The sequence below is a fragment of the Nocardioides pacificus genome (assembly GCF_054775955.1).
In genome coordinates this window covers 1166366-1184513 of sequence record NZ_BAAHCI010000005.1, presented here as the reverse complement: position 1 = coordinate 1184513, position 18148 = coordinate 1166366, and the positions used below count along the sequence as shown (strand labels likewise).

21 protein-coding genes and 1 riboswitch are annotated in these 18148 nt (G+C 71.8%); of the genes, 11 read left to right on the top strand and 10 right to left on the bottom strand.

Annotated features, from left to right (window positions below):
• Positions 1 to 117 precede the first annotated feature (117 nt).
• The 3 genes from ACYU7L_RS08265 to ACYU7L_RS08255 all read left to right on the top strand — a co-directional run bounded on the left by ACYU7L_RS08265 (position 118) and on the right by ACYU7L_RS08255 (position 2539).
• Complete coding sequence (locus ACYU7L_RS08265) at positions 118 to 1239, top strand: glycosyltransferase (protein WP_460794929.1); 1122 nt, start codon at positions 118 to 120, stop codon at positions 1237 to 1239.
• Positions 1240 to 1581: 342 nt separating this feature from the next.
• Positions 1582 to 2097 (top strand): GNAT family N-acetyltransferase, encoded by a 516-nt coding sequence (locus tag ACYU7L_RS08260; protein ID WP_460794927.1) that lies wholly within the window; start codon positions 1582 to 1584, stop codon positions 2095 to 2097.
• A gap of 50 nt (positions 2098 to 2147) precedes the next feature.
• A riboswitch (guanidine-III (ykkC-III) riboswitch) is annotated at positions 2148 to 2212 on the top strand.
• 12 nt (positions 2213 to 2224) lie between these two features.
• Positions 2225 to 2539: a DMT family transporter gene (locus tag ACYU7L_RS08255; protein WP_460794925.1), complete on the top strand. Its 315-nt coding sequence runs from the start codon at positions 2225 to 2227 to the stop codon at positions 2537 to 2539.
• A 13-nt stretch (positions 2540 to 2552) separates the two neighbouring features.
• Here ACYU7L_RS08255 and ACYU7L_RS08250 read toward each other — a convergent pair whose 3' ends face one another.
• Positions 2553 to 3026, bottom strand: coding sequence for an aminoacyl-tRNA deacylase (locus ACYU7L_RS08250; protein ID WP_460794923.1), 474 nt, complete (start codon positions 3024 to 3026; stop codon positions 2553 to 2555).
• 87 nt (positions 3027 to 3113) lie between these two features.
• Here ACYU7L_RS08250 and ACYU7L_RS08245 point away from each other — a divergent pair, with 87 nt between their 5' ends.
• Positions 3114 to 4019 carry a Rossmann-fold NAD(P)-binding domain-containing protein gene (locus ACYU7L_RS08245; RefSeq protein WP_460794921.1) on the top strand — a complete coding sequence of 302 codons (906 nt, stop codon included), beginning with the start codon at positions 3114 to 3116 and terminating at the stop codon, positions 4017 to 4019.
• Here the strand turns inward: ACYU7L_RS08245 and ACYU7L_RS08240 are convergent.
• From ACYU7L_RS08240 to ACYU7L_RS08230, 3 genes are all read right to left on the bottom strand, one after another.
• A complete protein-coding gene (locus tag ACYU7L_RS08240) occupies positions 3940 to 5520 on the bottom strand; it encodes a sulfatase family protein (RefSeq protein WP_460794919.1) in 1581 nt (526 codons plus the stop codon). The two genes, ACYU7L_RS08245 and ACYU7L_RS08240, sit on opposite strands and share 80 nt — an antisense overlap.
• A 45-nt stretch (positions 5521 to 5565) precedes the next feature.
• Entirely contained in the window at positions 5566 to 6342 is a 777-nt protein-coding gene (locus ACYU7L_RS08235; protein ID WP_460794917.1) for a DEAD/DEAH box helicase family protein, read from the bottom strand.
• 91 nt (positions 6343 to 6433) lie between these two features.
• Positions 6434 to 6856 (bottom strand): hypothetical protein, encoded by a 423-nt coding sequence (locus tag ACYU7L_RS08230; protein WP_460794915.1) that lies wholly within the window; start codon positions 6854 to 6856, stop codon positions 6434 to 6436.
• Positions 6857 to 7109: 253 nt separating this feature from the next.
• Between ACYU7L_RS08230 and ACYU7L_RS08225 the strand changes: the two genes are divergently transcribed.
• The 4 genes from ACYU7L_RS08225 to ACYU7L_RS08210 all read left to right on the top strand — a co-directional run bounded on the left by ACYU7L_RS08225 (position 7110) and on the right by ACYU7L_RS08210 (position 11921).
• A complete protein-coding gene (locus ACYU7L_RS08225) occupies positions 7110 to 8483 on the top strand; it encodes a hemolysin family protein (RefSeq protein WP_460794913.1) in 1374 nt (457 codons plus the stop codon).
• Positions 8480 to 9502 (top strand): hemolysin family protein, encoded by a 1023-nt coding sequence (locus ACYU7L_RS08220; protein WP_460794911.1) that lies wholly within the window; start codon positions 8480 to 8482, stop codon positions 9500 to 9502. The genes ACYU7L_RS08225 and ACYU7L_RS08220 overlap by 4 nt, the downstream gene beginning before the upstream one ends.
• A 108-nt stretch (positions 9503 to 9610) precedes the next feature.
• The gene (locus ACYU7L_RS08215; RefSeq protein WP_460794909.1) at positions 9611 to 10267 is read left to right on the top strand and encodes a RibD family protein; all 657 of its coding nucleotides are present in this window, start codon (positions 9611 to 9613) and stop codon (positions 10265 to 10267) included.
• 115 nt (positions 10268 to 10382) lie between these two features.
• A complete protein-coding gene (locus tag ACYU7L_RS08210; protein WP_460794907.1) occupies positions 10383 to 11921 on the top strand; it encodes an FAD-dependent monooxygenase in 1539 nt (512 codons plus the stop codon).
• 36 nt (positions 11922 to 11957) lie between these two features.
• Here ACYU7L_RS08210 and ACYU7L_RS08205 read toward each other — a convergent pair whose 3' ends face one another.
• Positions 11958 to 12311, bottom strand: a complete 354-nt coding sequence (locus ACYU7L_RS08205; protein ID WP_460794905.1) for a winged helix-turn-helix transcriptional regulator — start codon at positions 12309 to 12311, stop codon at positions 11958 to 11960.
• A 96-nt stretch (positions 12312 to 12407) separates the two neighbouring features.
• Here ACYU7L_RS08205 and ACYU7L_RS08200 point away from each other — a divergent pair, with 96 nt between their 5' ends.
• A complete protein-coding gene (locus tag ACYU7L_RS08200; RefSeq protein ID WP_460794903.1) occupies positions 12408 to 12818 on the top strand; it encodes a RidA family protein in 411 nt (136 codons plus the stop codon).
• Here ACYU7L_RS08200 and ACYU7L_RS08195 read toward each other — a convergent pair.
• Positions 12761 to 13327, bottom strand: coding sequence for a MarR family winged helix-turn-helix transcriptional regulator (locus tag ACYU7L_RS08195; protein ID WP_460794901.1), 567 nt, complete (start codon positions 13325 to 13327; stop codon positions 12761 to 12763). The genes ACYU7L_RS08200 and ACYU7L_RS08195 overlap by 58 nt on opposite strands.
• Before the next feature lie 76 nt (positions 13328 to 13403).
• Between ACYU7L_RS08195 and ACYU7L_RS08190 the strand changes: the two genes are divergently transcribed.
• A complete protein-coding gene (locus ACYU7L_RS08190) occupies positions 13404 to 14846 on the top strand; it encodes an MFS transporter (protein ID WP_460794899.1) in 1443 nt (480 codons plus the stop codon).
• Here the strand turns inward: ACYU7L_RS08190 and ACYU7L_RS08185 are convergent.
• The 3 genes from ACYU7L_RS08185 to ACYU7L_RS08175 are packed head-to-tail and all read right to left on the bottom strand — an operon-like array spanning position 14843 to position 16205.
• Positions 14843 to 15313 carry a heme-degrading domain-containing protein gene (locus ACYU7L_RS08185; protein ID WP_460794897.1) on the bottom strand — a complete coding sequence of 157 codons (471 nt, stop codon included), beginning with the start codon at positions 15311 to 15313 and terminating at the stop codon, positions 14843 to 14845. The genes ACYU7L_RS08190 and ACYU7L_RS08185 overlap by 4 nt on opposite strands.
• Positions 15310 to 15732, bottom strand: a complete 423-nt coding sequence (locus ACYU7L_RS08180) for a hypothetical protein (RefSeq protein ID WP_460794895.1) — start codon at positions 15730 to 15732, stop codon at positions 15310 to 15312. Before ACYU7L_RS08180 ends, ACYU7L_RS08185 begins: the two co-directional genes overlap by 4 nt.
• 5 nt (positions 15733 to 15737) lie before the next feature.
• A complete protein-coding gene (locus ACYU7L_RS08175) occupies positions 15738 to 16205 on the bottom strand; it encodes a BUD32 family EKC/KEOPS complex subunit (protein WP_460794893.1) in 468 nt (155 codons plus the stop codon).
• Positions 16206 to 16374: 169 nt separating this feature from the next.
• On the opposite strand from ACYU7L_RS08175, the gene ACYU7L_RS08170 reads away from it, so the two are divergent.
• Positions 16375 to 16782 (top strand): hypothetical protein, encoded by a 408-nt coding sequence (locus tag ACYU7L_RS08170; protein ID WP_460794891.1) that lies wholly within the window; start codon positions 16375 to 16377, stop codon positions 16780 to 16782.
• 39 nt (positions 16783 to 16821) lie between these two features.
• On the opposite strand, the gene ACYU7L_RS08165 is transcribed toward ACYU7L_RS08170, so the two are convergent.
• The coding region (locus ACYU7L_RS08165; protein ID WP_460794889.1) for an HNH endonuclease signature motif containing protein at positions 16822 to 18148 on the bottom strand (1327 nt) is incomplete at its 5' end.

Sequence of the window (18148 nt, the reverse complement as noted above, 5' to 3'; positions counted from 1 at the left end):
GGTCTCAAGGAAGCAACTGCGGGCGGATCATGGTCACCTTCGGTGGACACCCGCGGCTTCTTGAGGCGTCTGTGCTGTCGTCTCCGAGGGTTCACCTGGTTGCAGCATGGTCGCCGGGTGCGCATCGCTCAGCTCGCCAACTTCGTCGGTCCCTCCTCCGGTGGCATGAAGGCTGCCCTGCGCGCCCTCGGTGCGGGGTACGCCGCGGCCGGCGTCGCTCGTCTCCTCGTCGTGCCCGGCCCCCGGGACTCCCGCTGGGAGACGGCGGACGGCGAGGTCGTCCAGCTGCGCGCTCCGCGGGTGGGCAACGGCTATCGGCTGATCCTGGAGCCCTGGCGGGTCACCGAGGTGCTCGAGGAGTTCGACCCGACCTCGGTGGAGCTGAGCGACAAGACCACGCTGCTGCCCGTTGCCCGCTGGGCACGCAAGAACGGCGTCGCCTCCGTCCTCCTCTCCCACGAGCGGCTCGACCACATGCTCGCGATGCGCACCGGCCTCGACTCCAGCGCCCGCGCCTCGGTGAAGCTGCTCGACCGCGTGCTGGTGCGCAACGTCGACACGATCGTGGTGACCTCGCACTTCGCTCTCGGTGAGTTCGCGGCCCCGGCCGCCGCCGCGGGCTGCCCGGTCGTGCGGGTGCCGCTGGGCGTCGACCTGTCGACATTCCGGCCCCGCCATCCGCTCCCCCGGGCCGCCGGCGCACCGCTGCGCCTCGTGCACGCCGGTCGGCTCTCCCGCGAGAAGTCCCCGGACCTGGCGGTGGCGACGGCCGTCGAGCTGCACCGCCGCGGCGTTCACGTGCGCCTCGACGTGTATGGCGCGGGGCCGATGCTCGACGAGCTGCGGGCCCTCGCCGGGGACGCGCCGGTCCGGTTCCACGGCCACGTGGGCGGCCGCCAGTCGCTGTCCCGACGCATCGCCGCGGCCGACGTCTCGCTGTCGGTCTGTCCGGGTGAGACGTTCGGGCTGGCCGTGCTCGAGGCGCTGGCCTGCGGGACCCCGGTGGTGACGGCCGACCGCGGCGGCGCCCGCGAGCTGGTCGACGCAACCTCCGGCGCCTGGGCCGCCCCCGACCCCGCCCGCCTGGCCGACGCCGTACTCGAGGTCGCCTCCCGCCCCGAGGACGCACGGCGGGCCGCGGCGCGGGCGCGCGCCGAGCTGTTCGGCTGGGACCTCGCCGTCGACCGGATGCTCGCCGTACATGCCTCGCTGGGCGCGCAGATGCCCGTCACCGCCTGAGCCCCACCCGCCGACCCGTCACTCCCTCGACCAAACACGCCATACGGCGTGGAGCGAGTGACGGGTCGACGCCCCGTCCCCCGACCGCGAAGGGGGTTGGCGCGGAGACGCTCGGACCAGTCCGCATCGCTCCCGCTCGAGAAGACGGCGCGCACAGCCGGCAGCACGACCGACTCGGCCACCTCCCAGAGCTCGCGCACGCCGCCAACCTAGCCCCGCAGCGCCTCACCGGCCCCGGCCTCGGTGCAACTCGCAGGTAACTGGAGATGTGCACGCACCCGGTGAAGGAAGAACGCCAGTTACTTACGGGTCACCCCGCTGGCGCGGTGCTTGGATGGGGCCGTGACCGCGCTCTCGACTCCGTCGCCCGCCCTGTACGACGCGTGGCTGGGCTGCGTCCGCGACTTCGGCGACGGTCCACGCGACGGCTCGGGAGACTGGCAGGTCCCCGGGCTCGGGCCGGACGCCGCGTCGTTCGCAGCCCTCCTCGAGGTGGTGGCGGCGTCGACCGATCCGGCGACGAAGCCGAACGACGGCCACGTGCGCTGCGACCACTACTGGGTGACCGACGGCGCCGACATGGTCGGGTTCCTCGCCGTACGCCACTCGATCGACACGGAGTTCCTGCGCACCCAGGGCGGGCACATCGGCTACAGCATCCGCCCGTCGCGTCGCCGCCGCGGGCACGCCGCGAGGGCCCTCGGCCTCGGGCTCGATCGGGCCCGCGAGCTCGGACTGGACCGGGTCCTGCTCACCTGCGACGAGGACAACGTCGCCTCCGCGCGCACGATCGAGACCCAGGGCGGCGTCTTCGAGAGCACGCTCCTGGGCAAGCGTCGCTTCTGGATCTCCCTCTGAGGCAGGACACGCGTCTGCGATGGGCGCCAGCAGCCGGCCCGTAGACTCGCCGCGCGGGCCGAGCGGGCTCGACCGGACGAGGGAGCCGTACCCGGAACGCGACAAGACGGCCGCCAGGGAGTTCGACATGGCGTGGTTGGTTCTGGTCATCTCCGGTGGTCTCGAGGCGGTCTGGGCGGTGGCGCTCGGCAAGTCCGACGGCCTCTCGAGGCTCACCCCGTCGCTCGTCTTCGTCGGTGGTCTCGCGTTGAGCATGGCGGGGCTCGCCTATGCGATGCGGACGCTGCCCATCGGCACGTCGTACGCCGTGTGGGTGGGGATCGGCGCGGCACTCACCGTCACCTACGGCATGGCGACGGGAGACGAGGCGATCAGCGTCGTCAAGGTGCTGCTGCTCGCTGGGCTGCTCGGCTGCGTGATCGGGCTCAAGCTCGCCCACTGAGCGCAGGCACGCCTCAGGCCGGGTCGGTCACGTCCGCCACCTGCGCCCCGAGGTGCGCGATGACGTCCTCGGCCGCGAGCGTGGCGGCGACGCCGTGGGCGCCGGCTCCGATGGAGATCGTCCCCTCGACCCGCTCGTCGGCGATGACCGGCAGCGCCGTCGCCGAGCCGAACGGCGTGATCGTGCCGCGCTCATAGCCGGTCACCTCGCGGGCTGCCTCGGCGTCGGGCATCGAGATCCGGTTGACCCCCAGCAGGGCGCGGAGCTTGGGCCAGGAGATCTCGCGGTCGCCGGGCACGAGGACGAACAGGTGGTTGCCCGCCCCGCGCCGCACGACCATGGTCTTGACGATCGCCCGCGGTGGCACACCGCGGATCTCGGCCGCCTCCGCCAGCGACCGCACGCGGCCGTGCCGGGTGACGGTGTGCGCGAGGCCGGCCTCGGTCAGCGCCCGGAGTGCGGGGGTGTCGTCCGGCGTCTCGGTCATGCGACGACCCTAGGCGCCTCTGGCCAGGTCGGCATCACGCGAGGATCATGGCCGGATGGTCCGTGAGCCGCTCGGTGGGGAGCTCCGATGACACGTGTGCTGGTGACCGGGGTGCGCGGCAAGACCGGTGATCCGCTGGCCCGACTGCTCGCTGCCCACCCCGAGGTGGAGGTGCTCGGCGGCAGCAGCGATCCGACCACGGTGGGCCTCTCCGGCGTGCGGCCCACCCTCTTCTCCTGGGACGACCCGTCCGGCTGGGCGGGCGCGCTCGCCGGCGTCGACGCGGTGTACGTCGTGCGGCCGGACCGCGCGGACGCCCCGGAGCTGGTCGGCGACCTGCTCGCCCGGACCGCCCCCGGCACACGCCTCGTGCTGCTCTCTGAGCAGGACGCCGACTCCGTGGCGCCCGACGGCTGGGCGCTGCGCGTCGAGCGCGTCGTACGCGACAGTGGGCGCGACTGGACGATCCTGCGACCGAGCTGGTTCATGCAGGTCTTCACCGACCCTCGCTTCTTCCTCGAGGAGATCGCGACCACCGGGCGGCTGCGCTTCTCCAGCGGCGGCAGCGAGGTGGCCTGGATCGATGCCCGCGACATCGCCTCGGTGGCCGAGCGGGCGCTGCTCGAGGAGGGTCACAGCGAGCGGACCTACGAGATCACGGGCCCGGAGGCGCTCTCCTTGACGCGCACCGCCGAGCTGCTCGCGGCCGCATCCGGGCATCCTGTCGCGCACCGCGAGATCACCATCGAGGACAGTCTCGAGGGGCTGGAGGGATTCGAGCGCGACCTCACGCAGGTGACGTTCGAGCGGGTGCACGCGGGCAGCTTCGCCCGCGTCAGCGAGGCGGTGGAGCGCGTGACGGGCCGGCCGGCGCGGTCGCTGGAGGCATTCCTCCGCGACTCCGCGCGGGCCTTCAGCGACGCTTCGGCACAGGCGCAGGCGCAGGCACCGGACCGAACGAGCGCCAACACCCCGCCCCCGAGCAGTCCTTGAGCGCGCGCGTGCGCTGACGCAGCTCGAGCACCACGCGCCGGAAGCGCGGGATCGTCGCGAGGTCGACCAGCTCGTAGGGGTCCCGGAGTCGGTCGTAGAGCTGCTCGTCGTGGGTGCGGCCGCTGCGGCCGTAGGTCCACCGCTCGGTCCGCACGCCCCGGATGTCCCAGCCGGCCTCGTCGGTCCCGGGTTTGTTGGTGCCCGTCTGGATCAGCTGCGTGTCGCGCCAGCGTGCGCCGGAGCCCTTGAGCGCCGCCGCGAAGGAGACGCCGTCCACCTTGCGCATCGGCGTCGCCTTGGCGAGGGCGGCGATCGTGGGAGCGATGTCGACCGAGGTGACGGGGACCTTCGAGACGGCCGGGGTGGTGCGTCCGGGCACCCGCACGATCATCGGCACGCGCAGCGCCTCGTCGAAGATGAAGTTCTTCGTCATCTTGGCGTGCTCGCCCAGCAGGAAGCCGTTGTCGGAGGTGAACACGATGTAGGTGTTGTCCAGCTCCCCGGTCTCACGCAGGGTCTCGACGATGTCGCGCACGCCCTCGTCGACGGTCTGCAGCGACTCGACGCGCGCCTGGTGGAACGTCCTCGCCTTCCACCTCCCCCGCGCCGTGAGGCTCCCGGCCTCGCCGTTGACGATCGAGGTGTTGAAGGAGGGCTTGCGCATCGCCGGGTTCCGCACGCCCGCGAACTTGCCCCGGTGCCGCTGAGCGACGACCGGCGCACTCCAGGACGACTCGTCGCCGCCCTCGGACTCGGTGGCGCCGTGCGGGGACAGGTTCGAGGCCCAGACGAAGAAGGGCGCGGGGTTGGCGGCGAACTCACGGATGTAGTTGCTCGCATAGGCCGTCACCACGTCGTCGATGTGGTCGGTGTGCAGCACCTGCTGACCGTCGTTGTAGAACGTCGTGTTGGTGAAGGAGTAGACGTCCCTGACGGCCGGGTTCCAGTGGTCCCAGCCGGCCTCGCTGCCGGTCGTCGGCTTGTAGAGGTTGAGGTACTTCCCGACCATCGCGGTCTGGTAGCCGGTCTTGTCGAGCCAGCGGGCGACGTTGTTGCCCGGGTCGCGCAGCGCCTTGTAGCCGCCCTGCTCCCCCGAGTTGTGCTGGACGCCGTTGTTCTGCCCGTACTGTCCGGTGACGAACTCGGCCCGGGCCGGGCAGCACAGGGGGTGCGGCGACACCGCCTCGGAGAAGGTGACCCCGCTCCCGCCCAGGAGCCGGCGGGTGAACGGCATGTGGGCCATGTCGTCGAGGCGCTGGTCGTCGGTGGAGATGAACACGATGTTCGGACGCGCCGAGTCCGGCACCCGGGCGGCGCGGGCGGGGATCGCGATCGGTGCCGGGAGGGCGACCTCCGGTGCGGCGCTGACGCGCGCAGCGGGCTCGGTGCCTCCCGCGCTCGGGGACTGCGAGGCGAACGAGCAGGACGTGGCGATGAGCGCGGCGAACGTCGCCGCGAGCAGGGCCGTCGTGGCGCGCCGCGGCCGCCGGGAGGAATGCATGAACCAAGTATCAGGTCAGAGTGTCCGAAATAGGATCTTCAGGACTCAGACGTGTCCGCTGAGCTGCTCCAACCGCGCAGCGAGCGCCTCCACCATCGCGCCGGCCCGCTTGGCCGAGATCGCCGAGGTGCGGTCACCGCCCTGGCTGGAGACGGGGAGTACGTCGACCGAGAGCCTCGCCCCTCCGGCCAGCGCCCGCAGCTCGTCGATCTTCTTGGCGAACGGCGAGCCGCTGCCCGGGGAGTAGTAGCGCACCACGTCATCGAGCTCGTCTGCGAAGAGGTCGGCCTTGGTCACCGCGATCACCAGCCAGACCGGCTTGTCGCGGCGCACGGCCATCGAGGCGATCCGGTGCGCGGTGATCGACCAGTCCTCGAGCTCCGCGGCGAGCTGCTCCTCGCGGGTGCCGACGGCCGACCCGGTGGTGCCCGCCGTACGGCGCGGGGTGGCGTGGCCGTTGGCGACCACGTGGATGACCCCGTCGACGGGCTCGTCGTGGAAGACCTCGTCGAGGGCTCCGAGGCGGGTGGCCGCGTTGTCGCCGGGCACGACCAGGAAGCGGAAGCCGTGCAGCCGCGCGGAGCGGCGGGTGCGGCGCTCCATCACCGCCGAGCCGACCTCGCCCACGGCGTCGCCGGAGGTACGCCGCGCGAGCCGGTCGGCGAGCTGGGTCTTGCCGACCCCGGTCATCCCCGTGACCGCCACGGTCGGGTAGCGGCGACGGAACAGGCCGCCGATCCGCTCGGGGGCCGAGGCCAGGCCGGTCAGCACACCGCCGGCGATGGTCGCGCCGAGGGCGGCGCGGCCGGATCCGGGCATCATCGTCCGGAATCGATCTGCGGCGTGGGGCACGGTGTCTCCTGGGGGCGCTCGGGAGCGGCGGGCAGGCTCGAGCGTACGGCGCGCACCTCGGTCAGCGGGTCCGGGACGACCCTCGGGATCCGCGCCGCGCGAGGACTGTGAGCGTGATCGCGAGGAGCACGGCGGCCACGGCCAGGAACGGCCAGGGGCTCCAGCGCTCCGTGCACTGGGTGACGTCGTCGCGCAGCGTCTCGCAGACAGTCCCGGGGCCCTCGCGGTTGAGCCAGGCGAGAGACAGGGGTGCTGCCGACAGCCCGCCCACCAGGGCGACGACCGACCGGTTGCGCAGCGGCGTCCACCGAGCCCCCACCAGGGCGAGCCCGACTGCGATCGCCAGGAGGACGACGCCGATCGTCAGGATGCCGACCACGCCGAAGGCGAGCAGGGCACCGGTGACCGCCCACCACAGGTAGGCCCACGGCGCCGGCGGCTGGGCGAGATCAGGTCGCTGCGTCGGGCTCGAGGTCTGGGCCATGGCTCCACTCGCGATGCTGAGTCTGGGGTGCAGGGATGCTGCCACTATCCACCGCCGGCGCCGCTGCGCACACCCTCGCCTGACGGCGAAGGTCAGCGAGAATGACTCGCCCTCTCGGAACCAAGCCCGTGCCTCGATCGTTGAGCCCCGTGACATCGCCTGACGTGAAAAGAGCCATGGAGCCTCAAAGTACGACCTCGATCCGTCCCCTCCGCGTGCCTCCCGGCGAGCTGCTGACCGAGGACCAGCTGAGGTGAGCGCGCTCCTGACCCTGGCACTCGGCCTTCTGGTGGTGCTGCTGATCACCGTGGTCACCGGCTACTTCGTGGCCCAGGAGTTCGCCTACATGTCGGTGGATCGTTCCCGGCTGGGCGCTCGCGCCACGGCCGGCGACGCCGCGGCCACCCGAGCACTGAAGGTGACCGGCCGCACGTCGTTCATGCTGTCCGGCGCGCAGCTCGGCATCACGGTGACCGGACTGCTGGTCGGCTACGTGGCCGAGCCGCTGATCGGCGAGTCCCTCGGCGAGCTGCTCGGTGGCGTCGGCGTGCCCACGGCCGTCGGCCTGGCGGTGGGGACAGCCCTTGCGCTGCTGGTCTCCACCGGGATCCAGATGGTCTTCGGGGAGCTCTTCCCGAAGAACCTCGCGATCGCCCGTCCGGAGCCCGTCGCCCGCTGGCTCGCGGGCTCGACGCTGCTCTACCTGAAGGTGGCCGGCTGGCTGATCTGGATCTTCGACCAGTCCTCCAACCTGCTCCTGCGCGCGCTGCGCATCGAGCCGGTGCACGACGTCGAGCACTCCGCGACCGCCCGCGACCTCGAGCACATCGTGGCGGCGTCGCGGGAGACCGGCGATCTTCCGGTCGAGCTGTCGATGCTGCTGGACCGCGTGCTGGACTTCCCCGGGGAGACCGTCGGGCACGCGATGATCCCCCGGGTCCGCGTCGACACGGTGCCGGCCGACGCGACCCTGGTCGCGCTGCGGAACGAGATGTCCGGCGGCCACTCCCGCTACCCCGTGCTCGCTGACGACGAGCGGATCGTCGGTGTGGTCCACCTCGTCGACATCCTCGACATCGACGGTGATGGCGGAGAGCTGCGGGCCCTCGACCTGGCCCGTCCGGCCCTGATGCTGCCCACGCTGATGCGGCTGCCCGACGCCGTACGCGAGCTGTCCCGCACCCGCAACCAGCTTGCCTGCGTCCTGGACGAGCACGGTGGCTTCGACGGAGTGCTGACGGTCGAGGACCTCGCCGAGGAGTTGGTCGGCGAGATCACCGACGAGCACGACCGGGCGCCCGCCCCCGAGGTGGCGTCCGAGCCCGGGCAGCGGGTGTGGACCGTCCCCGGCGGAGCCCATGTCGACGAGGTCGAGCGGTCGCTGGGACGCGACCTGCCCGACGGGGACTACGAGACCCTGGGCGGGCTCGTCATCGCCCACCACGGCAGGTTCCCCGAGGCCGGCGACGTCGTCCGGGTGCCGCTGCCGATCGACCCCCGCAGCTGGGCCCAGGCCGACGAGCCGGTCGTCGAGCATGCCGAGCTCGAGGTCCTCGAAGTCGTCGGCCACATCCCCACGCTGGTCCGCATCACGCTCGCGTCCGACGCCATGGAGGCAGACCAGTGACCGACAACCCCTGGATCGTCGTCTCGGTCACCACGGTGATCATCGCTCTCAGCGCCTTCTTCGTGGCCGTCGAGTTCGCCCTGATCGCGGCTCGCCGGAACCGCATCGAGGACGCCGCCGCGACCAGCCGCTCCGCCCGCGCGGCCCTGCGCAGCCACTCCGAGCTCACCCTCCTGCTCGCCGGGTCCCAGCTGGGCATCACGGTGTGCACGCTGGCGCTCGGCGCCCTCACCAAGCCGGCGGTCCATCACTGGCTGACGCCCGCGTTCGAGTCCTGGGGCCTGCCGGCCTGGGGAGCGGACGCGACGGGGTTCGTCCTCGCGCTGGCGATCGTCACGTTCCTGCACCTGGTGGTCGGGGAGATGGCGCCCAAGTCGTGGGCCATCGCCCACCCGGAGCGCTCGGCGATCATGCTGGCTCTCCCGATGCGGGCCTTCATGTGGGCGACACGTCCCGTGCTGCGCGGGCTCAACGAGTCCGCCAACTGGTGCCTGCGCCGGGTCGGGGTCGATCCCGACGTGGACGCATCCGCAGGCCAGGACCCGGCTGCGCTTCGGCACCTCGTCGAGCACTCGGTCAACGTGGGCGCGCTCGACGCCAGCTATGCAGATCAGCTCTCCGGGGTCCTGGAGCTGGAGGAGATGACGCTCGCCGACCTCGTGGAGCCCACCGCGCTCAGTCGTGTGTCCCGCGACGCCACGGTCGACGACGTCCAGGCAGTCGCCCGGGACTCGGGCCACCTCCGGGTCCTCGTCCACGCCCCGGAGGCAGGACAGGTCGAGTACGTCGGCATGGTGCACGTGCGCGACACCCTGACCCGCCCGAGCGACGCGCCGATCGACGATCTCGTGCGGCCGGTGCGGATCCTGTCGCACACCACCAGGATCTATGAGGCGCTGGCCCACATGCGGCGTACCGGCAGCCAGCTGGTGCTGGTCGAGAAGGACGGCGCCACGGCGGGCGTGATCACGATGGCGGACCTGCTCACCCGGCTCTTCCCCCACACGCAGAGCGCCTGAGCGCCTGAGGGCGACTGCACGTGGAGGAAGCCGCTTCGTCTCCGCCACGTCCGTGTCGCTCCCGTGGACTGGCTGATGCCGCCGCGGCACAGGCGTAGCGTGGGCGAGGTGAACAGCCCGGAGATGGGCAGCACCCACCAGCGGCCGCGCGTCATCGTGCACGTTGCTGTGTCCTTGGATGGGTCCACGGCAGGTTTCGAGCCCGATGTGGGCCGCTTCTACGAGCTGGCCGCCACGTGGCACGAGGACGTCACCCTGGCCGGATCCGACACCATCCTGGCCCAGGAGGCGGCGCTCTCCGCGGCCGACCTGCCCGGCCCCGCCCCTGGCGGGCCGATCCTGGCGGTCGTCGACGGACGCGGCCGCGTGCGTGCCTGGCAAGCGCTGCTCGACGCGGGCTACTGGTCGCGAGTGGTCGCGGTCCATGCCGCCGGCACCCCTCCCCGCGACCATGGCTTCGCGGAGATCGTGGCCGGTGACGACCGGGTCGACCTCGCAGCGATGCTGCTGGCCATGCGGGAGCGGTTCGGCGCCGGCGTCGTTCGGGTGGACAGCGGCGGCGCGCTCAACGGAGCGCTGCTCGACGCCGGCCTCGTCGACGAGATCAGCCTCCTGGTCCACCCCGCCCTCGCGGGCGCCACTGACAGGCGCCCGTGGCATGGCGGCGCACCCGCCATCGGCAGGCGGATGACGCTCGTGGAGGCACGACACTTCCCGGACGGCGTCGTGTGGCTGCGCCATCGCGTGACGGGCGACGCCGACTAACTGCCCCTCCAGTCTCAACGTATACGGCAGTGGGGGTCTTGCGACAAGCCCCCTGTCGTCCTCCACACTCGGCGGCCAAGGCCGGATCCAGGCGAGGGACAACCGGGGAGTGGCGATGGCGGACGTGGACGTAGCAGTGGTGGGGGCCGGCCCGACCGGCCTGATGCTCGCCGGCGAGTTGGGCCGGGCAGGCCTGCGGGCGCTGGTGCTGGAGCGACGGCCGGAGCCGTCCGAGACGGCCAAGGCCGGCGGCATCGCGGGGCAGGTCCTGCAGCTGCTGCACTACCGCGGAGAGCTGGAGCGCTTCCGTGCGGCGAGCGGCGTCCCGGAGCCGGCTCCGCGGTTCCCGTTCGGCGGTGTGCACCTGGACTTCACCCGTCTCGAGCACTCCCCGATGCGCGCCATGCCCCTCCCCCAGCCCCGCCTCGAGGCTCTCCTGGCCGACCGCGCGGCCGAGCGTGGCGTCGTCGTACGCCGTGGGCACGAGGTGGTGGGACTGCGCCAGGACGAGGAGGCGGTGACCGTCGAGGTGCGTGGTCCGGACGGGCCCGATGAGTTCGCCTGTCAGTTCGTGGTGGGTTGCGACGGCGGGCGCAGCCGGGTCCGCGAGCTGGCCGGTGTCGGGTTCCCGGGCACAGCGTTCCCCGAGATCGAGCGGCTGGCCTCGGTCACCGTGCCCGCCGGGGTGAGCGTGCTGGACGACGGCAGTCTCGAGGTCGCGGGCGTCGGCAGGCTCCCGTTCGGCTACACCGCGACCGAGTGCGGCGTCTTCGCTTGCAACGGGATGGGCGACCAGATGGGCGTCTACACCGCCGAGGTGGAGGCGAGGGAGTACGACGACAACGTGCCGATGGGCGTCGAGGAGCTGGCCGCGAGCGTGCGCCGGGTCCTCGGCATCGACCTGCCGCTGGGAGAGCCGCTGCGGATGACGCGCTTCGGCTATTCGGCCAAGCAGGCCGACACCTACCGCGTCGGCCGCGTCTTCCTCGCCGGAGATGCCGCGCACCTCTTCCCCGCCGGCGGCGTCGCGGTCAACGCCGGAATGCTCGACGCAGCCAACCTCGCGTGGAAGCTGGCCGCCAGCGTCGAGGGCTGGGCGCCGTCCGGCCTGCTCGACACGTACGACGAGGAGCGGCGCGCCGCCGCCGAGCGCACGCTGCTGCACACCCGCGCCCAGGTGGCGCTGCGCCGGGCGCACGGCCCGGGGGGCGACGCCCTGCGGAAGCTCCTTCTCGAGCTCACCGCAGACGAGCAGCCGTTGCTCCGTCTCGGAGCGCTGATGGCCGGCACCGACGTGGGGGCGGCGGCTTCGGTGGTGCACCCGCTGGTGGGTGCCTTCGCCACCGACCACGCCCTGCGTCTCGGGCAGGAGGACCGCCGGTCCGCCGGGATGCTGCGGCGCGGCCGGCCGGTGCTCCTCGACCTCGCCCACCGTGCGGACCTGCGGGAGATCGCCGGCGCGTGGCAGGACCGCGTCGACGTCGTGAGCAGGGCGCTCGAGGAGCGGCCCGCGGACGCCCTGCTCCTCCTGCCGGATGCCCAGATCGCGTGGGCGGGCGGGGTCGACGAGGCCGCTGAGACCGCAGCGCCCTCGTTGCGCGAGGCGTTGGTGGCGTGGTTCGGTGAGCCCGGCCCTGGAGCACGGCGCCGCTGAGCTCCGGAGCAGCCCCGGAGCAGCTGCCCTGTCGAGCTACCTCACGTCGAACCGGGCGCGTGCGGCCTCGATAGCCGGCAGATGGGTCGCGCTCCAGGCCAGCAACGCGTCGACGGGGTCGCGCATCGTCTTGCCGAGGGGGGTGATGCGGTATTCCACCGCTACCGGACGCGCGTCCACGACCCGTCGTTCGATGATCCCGTTGCGCTCGAGCCGACGCAGCGTCGCGGTGAGCGACTTGCTCGTCACAGCGGGGATGGCCCGGCGCAGCTCGTTGAAGCGGGAGGGGCGCTCGCACAGGGTCTCCAGGACCTCCAGCGACCACTTGTCCAGCACCTGGTCGAGGAGCTCGCGATGGGGGGCGGTGATCTCCAGCGTGGTTTCCAGCATGACACCTAGTCTCGTTGAAGTGTCCTGCGGTGACCAGATATCAATGCGATACCGGCTAAAACGCAGCCGCGTCCACCACCGCACCAGGAGCTCGCCATGCCCGTCCACCTCCTCAGCCCTCCCGAGCTGATGCAGCCCGTCCCCTACCACCACGTCGCGATCGCGACCGGCAGCCGCCAGGTCCACGTGGCCGGGCAGATCGCGCGCGATGAGCACGGCACACCGGTGGCCCCCGGCGACCTGGCCGGCCAGGTCGCCCAGGCGCTGCGCAACACCGCGGCGGGCCTGCGGGCCGCCGGCGCGGGGTTCCACGACGTCGTACGCCTCACCTTCTACGTCGCCCAGTGGACGCCGGACCAGATCGACGCCTTCATGGCCGGCGTCGCTCAGGTCAGCGACGAGCTGGACCTGCCGTCCCCGCTGCCCCCGGCCTCGCTGATCGGGGTCGCCTACCTGTTCGAGCCCGACGTGCTCGTCGAGCTCGAGGCGACCGCCGTACTCACCTGACCCGGGCCGGGGGCCGGATCCGGCCCCTCGGTCGCCAGCATGAAGAGGCGCAGGTCGCGAGCCAGACGCTCCATCAGGTCGCGGTCGACCTCACCGAACAGCTCCGTCTCGACGGCGGCGACCGCGGCGACGAGCTGCTCGAAGCGCGCGCGACCCGCGTCGGTGATCTCGACGTTGACCTGACGCCGGTCGCGCGCGTCGAAGGTGCGGAGCACGGCGCCCGCCTCCTCGAGCTTGGCGATCCGGTGGGTGACGGCTCCAGGGGTGACCTGAGCCAGGTCCTGAATGGCGCGGACGCTGAGCGGACCATCAGATCGCATCAGGCTCGAGAGCAGCGGCAGCTCCCAGAACTCGATGCCCTGAGGAGCGAGCCGGCGGCGCGCCTCGGTGTCGACGTAGTGGGCCAGGCGGCGCAGCCGGATGTGCACCTCCTTGAGCGTCAGGTCCACCCCGGGCCCGCGGACGTGGTCCAGGATCGAGTCGACCCGGTCACGGGGGCTGTCCACCATGGGACCTCCTCGGTTAGAAATTAGTTCAACGCTGTGACTACATTAGCGTCAAACAACTTGGAGGTCTCCCCACCCGATGTCGTCACCCGCCATCGCCGCGCCTGAGCGCGGCGCAGCTCTGCCCGCCGGCCACCCGGACCACGCCAGAGCCACCATCGCCCTGGCGATCCTGGGCATCTTCGTCACCTACGTCCCCATCACCGCGGTCAGCGTCGCGCTCACCACCATCGGCAGGGACACCGGCGCCTCCACGGCCGCGCTGCAGTGGGTCTCGGACGCCTATGTGATCCCGATGGCGGCGGCGGTGCTCTCCGCCGGCGTCTTCGGCGACATCCACGGTCGACGCCGGGTGTTCCTCGCAGGTCTGGTGCTCACGGTCCTGGGTGGCGCGACCGCCGGGCTCGGCTCGGCGCTGCTCGACGACCACGCCCTCCGCTCGCTGTGGACCGGGCAGGCGATCGCCGGCCTCGGGGCCGGGCTGCTGATCCCGACCACGCTGGCCCTGATCGCCCAGGCGGTCCCGGACTTCCGTGCCCGCGGCAAGTTCATCGGCTTCTGGTCGATGGGCCTGATGGCCGGGCTCGCCCTGGGACCGATCTTCTCCGGGACCGTGCTGAAGCTCGGCGAGTGGCACTGGATCTATGCCCCAACCACCACCCTCGCCGCCATCGCCGCCGTGATCGCGCTGCGTCTGCTCCCCGAGTCGGCACCGGTCGAGGGCCGACGCCTGGACTGGTCGGGTCAGGCCACCGCCACGATCGCGATCGCCTTCTCGATCTTCGGCATCATCGAGGGCGGCGAGCAGGGCTGGACGTCCTGGCAGGCGCTCGGCGGCCTGATCGTCGGCGCCGTCGCGCTCGCTGCATTCCTGGTGATCGAGCACCGCAGCGACGCCCCACTGATGGACCTGACCCTCTTCCGCTCGTCAGCCTTCTCCGCCTCCAGCTTCGCCGGGGTCATCGCGATGTTCTCCATCGTCGGCGGCATGTTCCTGCTCAGCCTCTTCCTCGGCTTCGTGCAGCAGCTCGACGCGCTCGAGATCGCGCTGCGTCTGCTCTTCGCCACCGGCCTCGGCGTCGCGGTCGGACCGGTCGCGGCCAAGCTGATGCAGCGACTCAAGGCGCTGCACGTCCTGGCTCTCGGCCTGGTCATCGGCGCCACCGGCCTCTTCTCGCTGACCTTCATCACCGCCGACACCGGCGTGTGGGACCTCGGCTGGCGCCTGGCGATCTTCGGCCTGGGCAACACCACGATGATGACCGCGGTGACCACGGCCGCCATCAACTCCACTCCGATGCGGATGGCCGGCATGGCGGCCGCGACCAACACCGTGCTGCGTCAGTACGGCGCGGCGCTGGGCCCGGCGATCCTCGGTGTGGTGTTCAGCCACGAGCTCGCCGGGGGCGCCAGCCCCGAGGACGCTTTCGCGGCCGCACTGATCACCAACGTCGCTCTGCTGCTCCTCGCCGCCGTGGTCTGCGGCGTCGCAGCTCGGCGCGAGGTGCGGCCCGCCGGCTAAGGCCCGGCGAGGAAGCCATCGAGAGTCTCGACGACCAGCCGGTGGTCGTCGAGCTCCGGGAGGCCGGAGACCGCGACGGTCCCTACGCAGCCGGTGCCGCGCACCAGGATCGGGAAGGCGCCGCCGTGCGCGGCGTACTCCGTCAGCGGCAGTCGGGCGTCAGCATCGAACGAGCCACCCTCGACGCGGAACTCCTCCCCCACCCGCAGCGAGGATCGCCCATAGCGGTCCACCACGGCGCACTTGCGGGCGAGCCAGCCGTCGTTGTCCGCCGACGCACCGGGGAGCGCAGCGTGGAACAGGCGCTGGCCGTTGCGACGGATCGAGATCGCGACCGGGAGCGCCGCGGCCAGCGCGGCATCTCGCAACGCGACCCCGAGCGCCCAGGCCGTCTCCTCGTCGAACCGATCGAAGACGAGGCGCGACTCCTGCGCCACCAGCTCGTCGAGGAGCTCATTGCCGTTCACTTGTGCCTCCAGATGAGCAGTCGCCGCACCGCCAGTGCCAGGATCTGCCAGCCCAGATAGCAGGGCGCGGCGATCACCAGGCCCTCCACCAGAGCCGACAGCCAACTCGGATCTTCGTCTGCGCCGTCGAGGTTGACGAGGACTCCAGCCCAGAGCACCCCCGCAGCCAGCCACGGAGTGGCCCACACCAGGGCCTCGGCCTTCTTGGGGAGCCGGCCGCCGGCGTACGCCGCCGCCAGGAACATGCTGGTCGGGACGACGTACACCGCCCCGAGCAGGGACAGGGGCCACGACCCGAGGCCGGCCGGGATCGCCAGCCACATTGCGCCGGCGACGAGGTTGCTCACCAGAACGCGGCGGTTGAGCCGGTCCGGCGCGGATCCGACCGCGGCGGGAGAGGTCTCCGGAGCGGCGCGCATACGACTCATTGTGCTGGTACGTCGCGCGCGACGGCACGCCGCCACTCGGCGAGGTGCTCGGTGATGAACGTCGTCGTGTCGCGCCAGAGCCGTCCATGTCCCTGCGCATACAAGGAGGCCCACGGCTCGCGGCCTGTCTCGTGGGATCGCCGCAACAGATCGTGCATGGCTCCGGCCCCCTCCGCCATGCTCTCCGGGAGCGCGCCCCTCAGGTCGGTGTCAGCGCCATAGCCATCCACGAAGGCGGCGAGACGAGCCGCTGACCGGCGGACCTCCGCGGCGGCGAACAGGTGACCGAACGAGACCGCCGCGTAGGCGAGGTCCCACAGCCGCGTGGAGGGCCCTGCGCCGCCCCAGTCGATGAAGACCAGGCGATCCTCCGAGACCGGCAGACCAGCGCTCGCGTCATGGATGGACCGGACCGCGGCCCCTGCGGCGCGGACCACGTCGACGTCCAGCGGGGCGTCGTCCATGGCGAGACTCCGCGGGACGAAGCGGAGGATCTGCCGCCCTTGCTCGTCGCACCGGCAGACGCGTTGCCTCCCGCCGGGGTCTCCTCGTCCCTCCCGCCGTGTCCAGAGAGCAAGGTACGGCCGAACGGGCTCGGGCGTCAGCCTGTCCGGGCAGCGACATACTGTCCGGGTGGAGGGCCTGGACGAGCTGTCATCGGTTGAGTTGGACGACGACGAGCTGACCCTGCTCACCTATGGGCTGCGCGACTGGGGCGGCCCGGCCTATTGCCACGAGGCGCTGGCGATCGCCATGGGCTTCTCGGGGTGCTCGGACCTGGAGCGCCAGGTCGAGCGTCTCATCGCCGCCGTAGAGCTCGGTGGTCCGCTGTCACGTCTGGACTGGACGCGGGTGTTGTTCTCGGCCGAGATCGTCTTCGTGAGCAACATCGTGGGGACGGGGTCGGGTTGGGGCACCATCCACGGAGGTGACGACGCTCGCTGGATCGACGCACTGAGACGAGCACAGGAGAAGGTGCCCCACTCGCACGAGTTGCTGTGCAGCGTCTCCGACGAGGAGCTCGACGCGGGGCTCGACTAGCGGTTCTGTCCACGCAGGTTGGGCACGAGGTCGGCATCCCTATTCGCGGCGCGGCCGGTGTCTGCCCCAGCCGGGCGGTTGGGCTGGTGGGTCGCTGTCACGTCGGGGTCGTCGTCGTGGTGGTGGCTGGAACTCGGGGAGCCCGTCGCGTGGGTTGAGTCTGACTTCCCAGGGGGTGTGGTGGATGGTGCGGTGGTGGTGTCCGCACAGGAGCACCATGTTGTCCAACGATGTGGGGCCGCCGTCGGTCCAGTGGGTGATGTGGTGGGCGTGGCACATCACCGGGGGCCTGGTGCAGGCAGGGAACGCACAGTGCCGGTCGCGGACGACGAGGGCCCGCCACAACGCGGGGGTGACCAGGCGGTAGGCCCGACCGACGTCGAGCTGCTCACTCGGACCCCCGAGTGCGACGGGGATGATGTCGGCGTCACAGGCCAGCCTGCGTGCGGTGGCCGCGGACATGACGAGTCCTTCGTCGGTGACCCCCAAGCCGGCAGCGAGGTCCGCGGCCAAGCCGGTGGTGGTGCCGGTGTGGTCGAGGCCGAGCAGTGGCCAGTCGATCCCACCCTCAAGCGTGGAGAGGGCGGTGCGGTCGAGGTGGCCGACCAGAGCTTGGTAGTCGATGGTGACCGTGACCCGGGGCCTGGCGCCGTGGCCGTCGGGGGCCTGGTCGGTATCCAGGCCGTGCTGCGCGTTCTGGATCAGTGCGTCCCACAGACGGGCACCATGATCGCGGGGGTCGGTGACCTCACCACTGCATCCCTCATCGTTTTCGCCGGTGTCGAGCGCGGGCTGGGGTTTGGTCAACGGCAGCAGTGCTGCTTTGAGGATCGCGGCGTCCTCCACCGAACCCCGGCCTTTCACGCGGACGCCGCCGGCGCCGTCATCGACGATGGACAGGAACCGGTCCAGGTGGGCGGCGCGCTCTTCGCGGTCGAGGGCCTTCTCGAGGTCGCGTTCGGTGCGGTCGGGGTCGATGACGTGGATGAGGTGGCGGGCTGCTTTGGCGAGCTCGGAGGCATCCAGGACCCCGGCCTCGGCCAACAACAGGGCTTCGGCCTCGGCACGGAGCTGGGGGTTGGTGGGGAGCTGCTCGATCGCGTCGACGATCACCGCCGCCTGCTCGGGCGAGACATCCCCACGACGTAGCGCCTCGAGGGTGGCGCGGCGCTCACCGCGCAACAGGCCGGCGTGGTCCACCGCCCGTTTGCCCTGCGCGCGGCGCAGTCCGGCGAGGTGGGTGAACCAGTCCGCGGTCGACGCCCAGGCGAGCTCGGTCTTGGCGGCAGCACGCGCGTGGACCTCGGCCAACAACTCGGCCTCGACCGCGGCGAGGTGAGCGCGCAGCGCCTCGAGGGCGGCCACA